This is a genomic window from Curtobacterium sp. B18 (genome assembly GCF_000333375.1).
Lineage (GTDB): Bacteria > Actinomycetota > Actinomycetes > Actinomycetales > Microbacteriaceae > Curtobacterium.
Genome location: NZ_BACZ01000432.1, coordinates 1 through 7,726, shown reverse-complemented (window position 1 = coordinate 7,726; position 7,726 = coordinate 1). Strand labels below are relative to the sequence as shown.

8 protein-coding genes are annotated in these 7,726 nt (G+C 73.4%); 7 read left to right on the top strand and 1 reads right to left on the bottom strand.

Features of this window, described 5'->3' with window-relative positions; genetic code table 11:
* The 7 genes from I5E_RS11930 to I5E_RS22770 all read left to right on the top strand — a co-directional run.
* The coding region (locus I5E_RS11930) for an alpha-amylase family glycosyl hydrolase (RefSeq protein ID WP_022907194.1) at positions 1-903 on the top strand (903 nt) is incomplete at its 5' end.
* Between the two features lie 102 nt (positions 904-1,005).
* Entirely contained in the window at positions 1,006-3,006 is a 2,001-nt protein-coding gene (locus I5E_RS11925; RefSeq protein ID WP_022907193.1) for a lectin-like domain-containing protein, read from the top strand.
* A gap of 112 nt (positions 3,007-3,118) precedes the next feature.
* Positions 3,119-3,778 carry a DUF308 domain-containing protein gene (locus tag I5E_RS11920; protein ID WP_031262403.1) on the top strand — a complete coding sequence of 220 codons (660 nt, stop codon included), beginning with the start codon at positions 3,119-3,121 and terminating at the stop codon, positions 3,776-3,778.
* On the top strand, positions 3,775-4,038 hold the full coding sequence (locus tag I5E_RS11915; RefSeq protein WP_022907191.1) for a hypothetical protein: 264 nt from the start codon (positions 3,775-3,777) through the stop codon (positions 4,036-4,038). The genes I5E_RS11920 and I5E_RS11915 overlap by 4 nt, the downstream gene beginning before the upstream one ends.
* 55 nt (positions 4,039-4,093) lie before the next feature.
* A complete protein-coding gene (locus tag I5E_RS11910; RefSeq protein ID WP_031262401.1) occupies positions 4,094-5,506 on the top strand; it encodes an MFS transporter in 1,413 nt (470 codons plus the stop codon).
* Positions 5,507-5,656: 150 nt separating this feature from the next.
* Complete coding sequence (locus I5E_RS11905) at positions 5,657-6,196, top strand: RNA polymerase sigma factor (protein WP_083857952.1); 540 nt, start codon at positions 5,657-5,659, stop codon at positions 6,194-6,196.
* Positions 6,186-6,974, top strand: a complete 789-nt coding sequence (locus I5E_RS22770; RefSeq protein WP_148286952.1) for a hypothetical protein — start codon at positions 6,186-6,188, stop codon at positions 6,972-6,974. The genes I5E_RS11905 and I5E_RS22770 overlap by 11 nt, the downstream gene beginning before the upstream one ends.
* Before the next feature lie 73 nt (positions 6,975-7,047).
* Here the strand turns inward: I5E_RS22770 and I5E_RS21705 are convergent.
* Positions 7,048-7,726, bottom strand: a 679-nt coding sequence (locus tag I5E_RS21705; protein WP_022907187.1) for a LysR family transcriptional regulator substrate-binding protein, incomplete at its 5' end; no start/stop codon positions are given.

Here is a 7,726-nt window from a genome sequence, read left to right as displayed (position 1 = left end):
GACCGCGACGAGGTGCACGAGATCTTCCGGGCGTGGCGTCTCGTGCTCGACGAGTACGACCCGCCCCGGGCCGCGGTCGCCGAGGCCTGGGCGCCCGGCCCGCGCCGCGTCCTCTACGCGCGCCCGTCGGAGCTCGGGCAGGCGTTCAACTTCGACCTGCTCGAAGCGCCGTTCGACGCCACCGCGTTCCGGGAGATCGTCGACCGCAACCTGTCCGCGTCGGCCGAGTCCGGTGCGTCCAGCACGTGGGTGCTGTCGAACCACGACGTCGTCCGGCACGCCACCCGCTACGGTCTGCCGGACGGCACCGACACCGACGCGTGGCTGATGACCGACGGCACCGCGCCGGCACTCGACCGGACGAAGGGGCTCCGACGGGCGCGGGCGGCGACGCTGCTGATGCTGGCACTGCCCGGGTCCTCGTACGTCTACCAGGGCGAGGAACTCGGCCTCGAGGAGGCCGTGGCGATCCCGCACGAGCTGCTGCAGGACCCGAAGTGGATCCGCACCGGGCACACCGTGAAGGGGCGGGACGGGTGCCGCGTGCCGATCCCGTGGACCACGTCGGGGCCCTCGTTCGGCTTCGGGGCGGTCGCGCCGCACCTGCCGCAGCCGGCCGACTTCGGGGCGTCCTCGGTCGAGGCGGAGGACGGCGACCCGGCGTCGACGCTCTCCCTCTACCGGGCGGCGACCGCTGCCCGTCGGGACCTGCAGCGCGGCGAGGACCTGGTCTGGCTCGACGCTCCGGCCGGGGTCGTGGCCTTCGCGCGCCACGACGGCTGGCGGTCGGTCACGAACTTCGGGACCGAGCCGGTGCCGCTGCCGGACGGCGAGGTCGTCGTGGCGTCCGGTCCGCTCGCCGACGGGCTGCTCCCCGGGGAGACCACCGTCTGGCTCCGCTGACGGTTCTCCGTTCGTCCTCCACAGCCAGGAGGCGCGGGGCGGCGTTCCACAGATCGGCTCACGTCCGTCCGGCGGGTGCGTGCCGCTCGCGACCATCGGGGCATGACAGCTCCCAACACCCCACCGGGCGGCCGACCGCCCGCCCGGTCGCGCCGGCTCCGCCGCGTCGCGGCCGCCGCCTCCGTCCTCACCGCGCTCGGCGTCCTCGCCGCACCGGGCCTCGTGCCGTCCGCCTCCTCGGCCGACGAGCTCGCCTTCCCCTACGAGAACTCGTTCACGACCGCAGCCGGCGGTGCGCTGCACGGTGACGCCACGGTCGTCGACGGCCGACTCCGGCTGACCGACGACGTCAAGGACCAGGCGGGTGCGTGGTCGATGGACGACACGTTCCCGTCCAGCCTCGGGCTCGAGGTCGAGTTCAGCTACGCGATGTACCGCGACGTGGACGACCCCGGTGCCGACGGCCTCCTGCTGTTCCTCGCCGACGGTGCCGCCCCGCAGGGCCTCGGGTCGTTCGGCGCCGGACTCGGGTACGCGTGCCGTCGCGAGGCGTCCCAGGGCGGCGGCCTGTCCTGCGACCTGCCAGGGGTCCCCGGTGGGTTCGCCGGCATCGCGATCGACCACTACGGCAACTTCTCCACGCCGATCAACTACTCCGGACCCGGCGCGCAGCCCGACACCGTGTCGATCCGCGGCTCCGGCGACGGGGTGCTCGGCTACCGGTGGGTCGCCGCCGCCCCGGCTCCCGGCGGCACCGAGACCGACGGGCCGTCGCTCCGGAAGGTCCGGGTGACGCTGCTCCCCGGCGACACGGGCGAGCTCGCGGTCACCGTCCGCCTGCAGGACGGCGACCGGATGCGGACCGTGCTCGACCGGGTCCCGCTGCACGGCGACGGTCAGGCACCGCTGCCGAGCACGCTGCGCCTCGGGTTCGCGGGGGCGACCGGCAGTCACGTCAACGTGCACGAGGTCGACGACCTGCGCGTGTGGACGCCGACCGACGTGGCCGTCGAGCAGGACCTGGCCCCGACCGTCGGTACCGGCGGGGACGTCGACTACACCGTGACCGCACGGAACGTCGGGGTGAACGCGTCGGACCCGAGCGCCCTCGCGGTCGACGTGCCCGATGCCCTGCAGGACGTCACCTGGACCTGCGCGGCCGCGACGGGGTCCTCGTGCGGGACCGGTTCGGGCACCGGCGACGTGGACACGGCGCTCGGACTGCCCCGGGGCGGCTCGGCGACCATCACGGTGCACGGCAGCGTCCCGGACGATGCCGACGGCACGCTCGAGAGCATCGCCACCATCCGTCCGGCACCCCGCACGGCCGACACGAACGAGGACGACAACACCTCGACGGCGAGCACGACGGTCACCGCCCGGACGGACGCGCACGTCGAGACGGACAAGTCGGTGTCGCCCGCGACCGCGGTCCGACCGGGCGACGAGGTCGAGTACACCGTCACGGCCAGGAACCGCGGGCCGGGCACGGCCGAGGACGTCGGGGCGGTCGACGAGCTGCCCGCCGCGCTGCGGTTCGTCGGGTCGCCGGACGGCTGCACCGCCGAGGGGCAGGACGTGACCTGCCGTTCCGGTGCCGCCCTGGCCGTCGGGGAGTCGGTGGCGTTCCGGATCCGGGCGCGACTCGACCCGAGCTACTCCGGAAACGGCTCGGACGTGGTGAACGTGGCGACCGCGACGTCGCCGACCGACCCGGACGGTGGCGACCCCTCGCCGGGGGTCGGGATCGTGGTGGTCCCCGGGGACGACGGCGACGGCGACGGCGGCGGCAGCGGAGGCGGTGGCGGTGACCACGGCGGCGGCTCCGGCGGAGGGGACCACCGCGGCGACCAGGGGCAGCGCCCTGCGGGGCCGGACGGCGCCGCGGCCGTCCCCGCCGGGAAGCCCGGGAACGCCGGCGACCCCGGTGCCGCCGGGCCGGTCCGCACCGGAGCGCTCGCGTACACCGGCACCGAGGGACTCGGGCTCGTCGGTGCGGTTGCGGCCGCAGGGACCGCGCTGGGTGCCGCCGGCTGGTGGCTCGCCCGGCGACGCGTCCGCCGTCGCACCACCGCCCGTGCGACCGGGCCGGGGTCACGCTGACCCGGGTCCGACGGTGCCAACGGATGCTGCTGGTTCGAGCATCCTCAGCGGCCGATCGCCCCGCGCGGTCGGCCGCTGCACGGCACGGCGGTAGGATCGAACCACGATCCGCATGCCCGAAAGAGGTCTCGTGTCCGACTCCGTGGACGACTCCGGCCAGCGCGCGCGGTACTGGCCGATCCCCGTCCTCCGGGCCGTGCCAGCCGCGATCGTGGCCATCGTCATCACCTTCTCGTCCAACCACGCAGCGGGCTACGGCCTGCTGCTGTTCGGTGGGTTCGCGACGGTGGACGGGCTCGTGCTGCTCCTCGCCGGCGCCACGCGGCTCCCGTCGGACGGCCGTTCGCGACGGACCACCTTCGTGCAGGCCGTCATCTCCCTCGCCGCCGCGGTCGCCGCGTTCGCGTGCAACGGCCTCGGCCTGCCGGCGTTCATCGCGGTCGTCGCCGCCTTCGCGGTGCTCACCGGGGCACTCGAACTCACCCAGGGGCTCCGCGCACGCGGGCGTTCGCCGTTCGCCCGCGACTGGATGACCGTCGGCGGCCTGACGCTGCTGCTCGCCGTCGCCTTCCTGGTGACGCCGCCCGACTACTCGCAGCAGCTCGGCGGTGTCGAGCGGGTCACCGGCACGCTGGACGCCTCGATCGTCCTCGTCGGCCTGCTCGGCGCGTACCTCGCCATCACCGCGGTCTTCCACGTGATCGCCGGACTCTCGCACAAGTGGGGGACCGCGGCCCCGGCCGCCACCCCGGACGGAGCACCACACGCATGACCACCCCCAGCCGCCGCGACCGCCTGCGCCCGGTCGAGCTCCTCGGGATCTCCGCGATCGTCGCGGTCTTCACCGGGCTCGTCGTGCTGATCGCGACGCGTGAGCTCCAGCTCGCCGCGATCTTCCTCGGCATCGCGTTCGTCGTCGTCGTGGTGGTCCTCGCGATGCTGCAGCTGGCGTCGTCGAGCGACCAGGACGACAACGACATGCTCGGTGGGCACAAGACCCCGGGCGAAGGAGACGGCAACGACTTCCACTGAGTCGGACGCCGCCCCCGCGGCCCCGGCGCGACGACCGTTCCAGGGTGACCCAGGCCTGCCGCAGCGCTACCGCCACCGGTACCTGATCCTCGCGGTCTGCTGCATGAGCCTGTTCATCGTCTCGATGGACGCCACCGTGGTGAACGTCGCGCTGCCGTCGATCGGCCGTGAGCTCGGCAGCTCCATCTCCGGGCTGCAGTGGACGATCGACGCGTACACGCTGGTCCTCGCGAGCCTGCTCCTGCTCTCCGGCTCCACCGCGGACCGGATCGGCCGCCGGACCACCTTCCAGATCGGACTCGCGCTCTTCACGGTCGGGTCGCTGCTCTGCTCGCTCGCGCCCTCGGTCGGTTGGCTCGTCGTCTACCGGATGGTGCAGGCGGTCGGCGGTTCCATGATGAACCCGGTGGCGATGTCGATCATCACGGCGACGTTCGACGACGCGAAGGAGCGGGCACGCGCCGTGGGCGTCTGGGGAGCGGTCGTCGGGGTGTCGATGGGCCTGGGCCCGCTCGTCGGCGGCGCGCTCACGGACACGGTCGGCTGGCGGGCGATCTTCTGGATCAACGTGCCGATCGGCATCGCCGCTGTCGTGCTGACGTTCCTGTTCGTGCCGGAGTCGAAGTCCCCGCGCCCCCGGCGTCTCGACCCCGTCGGGCAGGTGCTCGTGATCGTCTTGCTCGCCACCCTCGTCGGTGGGCTGATCGAGGGACCCCGGCTCGGGTGGGCGTCGCCGGCGGCACTCGGACTGTTCGTCCTCGCGGCGGCGGCACTCGTGGTCCTCGTCGCCGTCGAACGTCGGCGCCGGGAGCCGCTCATCGACGTCCGGTTCTTCCGCAGCATCCCGTTCTCGGCCGCCGTCCTCACCGCGATCGGCGCCTTCGGAGCGAACGGTGCGTTCCTGTTCCTCAACGCGCTCTACCTGCAGGAGGTCCGGGGCATGTCCCCGTTCGAGGCAGGTCTCTGGACCCTGCCGGCGGCCGTGGCGACGATGCTCGTGTCGCCGCTGTCCGGCCGACTCGTCGGGTCGATCGGCACCCGGGTCCCGCTGGTCCTCGCCGGGATCGGCGTCGCGGGAGCCGGCGCGATCCTCACGACCATCGATGCGCGCACGCCGATGTGGGTCCTCGTCGTCGCCTTCGTCCTGTTCGGCTTCGGGTTCGGGATGGTGAACGCCCCCATCACCAACACGGCCGTCTCCGGGATGCCTCGCGCACAGTCCGGGTCCGCGGCCGCCGTCGCGTCGACGAGTCGGCAGACCGGGGTGTCGCTCGGGGTCGCACTCGCCGGCACCGTCACCGGAGCGAGTGCGGTCGCCACCGTCGGCGCCGGGTTCGCCGTGGCCACGCACGCGATGTGGTGGATCGTCGTCGGCATCGGCGTGGGGATCGTGGCCGTCGGCTTCGTGTCGACCTCGGCGGCGGCGAAGCGCTCGGTCGACGGCATCGCGTACCTGCTCGACGCCTGACCGTACGGCGCCACGCGCCACGTGCCACGCGCCACCCGCCGCGCGCCTGGCTCCACACTCCGACACGCGCGGGATAACGTCCTCGACACGGTCTTGTCACGATCGCGGGTCGTTCGGACACCTCTGGAGTGAAGGGGGTGGGATGTGGACGTGACGACGGGCACCGACACGGACGAGGCGATCGTCCGTGCGATGGCACGGGGCGACAAGAACGCGCTCGCCCGGGCGTTCGACCGGTACGCCGCGACCCTCACCCGCTACGCCTGGGCCCTCGTCGACGACCGGCAGGACGTCGAGGAGGTCGTGCAGGACGCCTTCCTGACGCTCTGGCAGCGCGCCGAGACCCTCGAGCTGCCGGCCGACACGATGTTGCCGTGGCTGCTGGTCGTCTGCCGGAACCACGCGTTCAACACCGGCCGGAAGCAGGCCCGCCGGCGCACCGACGAGCTCCCCGAGCAGCTCGCCGCGCCCGAGGACCACGCCGAGGCCCGCGAGCGCCTGCGCTGGGTCCGCGACGCGATCGCCGCGCTCCCCGACACCGACCGACGCATCTGCGAGCTCTGCCTCCTCGAGGGGCACTCCTACGCCGAGGCCGCCGAGATGCTGGGCCTCAGCGTCGGTGCGGTCACCCAGCGGGTCTCCCGCAACCGACGCCGACTCAAGAAGGTGGTGATGCACGATGAACACTGAGCCCCCCGAGGGAGACGACCTGCAGCGCATGCTCGTCTCGATGAAGCAGCACGTCCTCGAACGCGCCACCCCGCGTCCGAAGCGGCGTCGGTTCCGTCCGGGCATCGCGCTCGGCGTCATCGGGCTGCTGGCGATCGGGACCGCGACGGGCGCCGTGGCCCTGTCGCTGTCGCAGCAGGAGACGCCCGTCGCCGCACCGACCACCACGCAGCAGCCGGAGCCGTCGCCCTCCGCGACGACCCCGTCCTCGGCGCCGATCACCGAGCGCCCGACGCCGCGGCCGACCCCGACCCCGACCCCGACCCCGTCGGCGCAAGCCGCCTCGAACGTGCTCATCCCGGGCGATTGCTACCAGCTGGTGCCGGACGCCGACTACGACCGGTTCTTCGGTGCCGCGGCCCACACCTCGACGGTCTTGGGCGCGGGCGAACCCCGAGAACCCGACGGCAACGACCGCATCAGGGGCCACCTCGACGACCCGCACGAGTGGTTGTTCTGCACCTGGCAGAACTTCGGGGTCGAGGCGAACATCACGATCCGGGTCAGCCACACGGCGGACATCGGCCCGGACACCCCCGAGCAGTACGCGGAGCAGTCGGGCTCCTGTGCGGACCGCTTCGGCGGCCGGATGTGCCAGTTCACGACGTCGGCGGAGCGCGTCCTGCCGCTCACGGTGACGACGCTGCAGCGCGACGGCGTGACGATCCAGATCGACCAGACCGACTTCCCGACGGACGGGCTCCTGGCCGCGATCGTCGGGGAGATCTGGGGGGACTGACGGCCTGGAGGCGCGTGGCGGGGACGACCCGCGCCTCCAGTCCGTCGGTGGGGAAGGACCAGGTCCCGGCCGCTCAGCCGGCCTGCGCGACCACGTCGACGCGCGCCGCCACGATGTCGCGCGCCAGCGTGCGCACCGCCCGGTTGGGCTCCGGACTCGTCCGCATCGCGAGCCCGATCCGCAGCGGGTCGACCGCGTCCTCGAGCTCGAGCACGGTGCCGTCGTGGCGCACACCGGAGTCGGGGACGACCCCGACACCGAGGCCGGCCGACGCGAACCGGATCACCGCGGGCATGTCGTTCATCTCGGCGACGATGCGGCGGCGGATCCCGAGCCGCTCCAGCGCGGCGTCGAGGATGATCCGGTTGCCGAAGCCGTGCGCGGTGTCGATGAACGGCTCGTCGGCGAGCTCGGTGAGCGACACCGAGCGGCGCCCGGCGAACCGGTGGTCGGCGCTCGTGAAGACCCGGAACGGCATCTCGCGGAGCGGCGCCACCTCGACTCCGGCCGGGACCGCCGGGAGGCCCGTGTAGGCGATGTCGAGCCGCCCGGCGACCAGGTCCTGCACGAGCCCGGTCGTGCCGGAGGGCGAGGTCATGAGCTCGACGGCGACCAGGGGGTGCCGCTGCCGGAACCGTCGGAGCACCCCGGTGAGGTCGACGATGTCCATGCTCGTGAAGATGCCGAGCCGGACGCGTCCGCGCAGGTCGGCGTCGTCGACGGTCGCCAGGTCGCGCATCCGGTCGAGGGAC